Annotated in this window: 1 protein-coding gene; it reads left to right on the top strand. The window is 67.3% G+C overall.

Going from position 1 to position 1,060, the window contains the following annotated elements; all coding sequences use genetic code 11:
• Window positions 1–998 (top strand): DDE-type integrase/transposase/recombinase (locus ACFYL6_RS33160; protein ID WP_387177154.1); only part of this gene is annotated, 998 nt, incomplete at its 5' end.
• Between the last annotated feature and the right edge of the window lie 62 nt (window positions 999–1,060).

Genomic DNA, 1,060 nt, shown 5'->3' with positions numbered 1-1,060 from the left:
GCAGCAGTCCGCGGACGACGCCACCGGACCTGGACGCCTGGATCTGCAAACTGCGCGCCGAACTCGGCCTGGACAACGGGGCCGACTTCATCCGCGACGCCCTGATCGAGGTGCACAACGCCACTGCTCCGGCGTGGCTGGTGCCCTCGAGGTCGACGATCAACCGGGTCCTGGCCCGGCATGACCTGCTCGAACGGAACCCGGCGAAACGGCCCCACAGCTCGTTTCGCCGGTTCGTCTACGCCCGCCCCCGCGACTGCTATCAGATCGACGCCACGAACGTCCGGCTCGCCGACGGCAGCCTCGCCGCGGTCTTCGACGTCCTGGACGACTGCACCCGAACCCTCGTCGGCTGTTACACGACCATCGCGGAGACCGCCGAAGGCGCGGTCACCGCGGTCAGGCAGGCGTTCACCGAGTACGGCGCCCCGGCGATCGTGTTGTCCGACAACGGCACCGCGTTCACCAGCCGGCTGACCCGGCCCGGATCGATCTCCACGTTCGTCCAGTGCCTCCTGGACCACAGCGTCCGACCGATCAACTCCAGCCCTTACCATCCGCAGACCTGCGGCAAAGTCGAACGCCACCACCAAACCCTCAAGAAATGGCTGAGCACCCAACCCGCCCCCAACACCCGCGCGGAGCTGCAAAACCTGCTGGACATCTACCGCCGCTACTACAACACCGAACGACGCCACAGCGCCCTACCGCGACGCACCACCCCCGCCCAAGCATGGACAGCCGCGCCCAGCCTCGGCGGACCAACCAGCCTCCCGATGCAGACCGACGCCACCCTGCACCGCTGCCTCGTCAGCAGCACCGGCGCGATCTCCGTCGCCGGACACCGCACCAGCGTCGGCACCACCCACGCCGGCGCCACCGTCACCGCTATCCGCGACCAAAACCGGATCACCATCTACCACCGCGACGGCCAACCCCTCGGCCACTTCCACCCCAACCCCGACCGGACCTACATCAGCCTCACCCGAGCAGCCTGATCAACAACTCATGACACATCTATCGGGACTTCCCCTTGACACATGTCTCGGGACAGCACAGT

Source organism: Micromonospora sp. NPDC007208 (assembly GCF_042869175.1).
Classification (GTDB): Bacteria; Actinomycetota; Actinomycetes; order Mycobacteriales; family Micromonosporaceae; genus Micromonospora; species Micromonospora foliorum.
Note: the sequence above shows the minus strand (reverse complement) of the source record. Positions and strands in the feature narration are given on the sequence as shown.